Source organism: Streptosporangium nondiastaticum, from assembly GCF_003011965.1.
Taxonomy (GTDB): Bacteria; Actinomycetota; Actinomycetes; order Streptomycetales; family Streptomycetaceae; genus Streptomyces; species Streptomyces nondiastaticus.
Genome location: NZ_PXWG01000321.1, coordinates 1 through 894, shown reverse-complemented (window position 1 = coordinate 894; position 894 = coordinate 1). Strand labels below are relative to the sequence as shown.

Here is an 894-nt window from a genome sequence, read left to right as displayed (position 1 = left end):
GCCCTGCCCGAGCCCCGTCCGCAGGAGCAGCCCCGCCCCCGCACCGCGGAGCAGGCCCGGCCCGCGGCCGGCGGCTGGGCCCAGCAGGTGCAGCAGCTGGCCCAGCAGCAGCCCGCGGCCGCCGCCTCCTCCTCCGAGGTGGCCGCGCCGTGGAAGCCTCCGAAGGACGACCCCTTCCTGCGGGCCGCGCAGGAGCAGGGCCGCCCCGCGTCGCTGGGCCGGCGCCTCGCCGCCCGCCTGATCGACTCCGTCGTGCTGGGTGCCGTGGTGAGTGCCGTGGCCGTGCCGCTGTGGGCCAAGGCCGTCGCCCACATCGACGACAAGGTCGCGCAGGCCAAGCAGTCCGGCGAGACGGTCACGGTCTGGCTGCTCGACGGCACGACCGGCACGTATCTGGCGATCGTGGTGGGCGTCCTGCTCGTCGCCGGCGTGCTCCTGGAGGCGCTGCCCACCGCCAAGTGGGGCCGCACCCTGGGCAAGCGGCTGTGCGGCACGCGCGTCCTGGACATCGAGTCGCACGACACCCCGCGCTTCGGGGCGGCGCTCCGCCGCTGGCTGGTGTACGGGGGGCTCGGCGCGCTGGGGATCGGTGTGATCGGCGCCCTGTGGTGCGTGTTCGACCGCCCGTGGCGGCAGTGCTGGCACGACAAGGCGGGCCGTACGTTCGTGGCGGCGGGCAAGCGCTGACCCGGACGGCGGCAGGGCCTGCCCCGAATGGTGGCAGGCCCTGCCCCGAACGGCACAGCGCCGGATGCGGGGCGCCGCACCCCGGGTTCTACTCGGGCCATGAGCACCGAGCCGCCGCCGGCCCCCGATAACGACCCGCTCCGGAAACGGCCCGAGGAGCCGCCTCTGCCGGGGTCCCAGCCCTCGCCGGAGCCGTCGCCGCCGCCC

1 protein-coding gene is annotated in these 894 nt (G+C 76.7%); it reads left to right on the top strand.

Going from position 1 to position 894, the window contains the following annotated elements; genetic code table 11:
- A partial coding sequence (locus B7P34_RS36025) for an RDD family protein (protein ID WP_223268619.1) occupies nt 1-687 on the top strand: 687 nt, incomplete at its 5' end.
- Between the last annotated feature and the right edge of the window lie 207 nt (nt 688-894).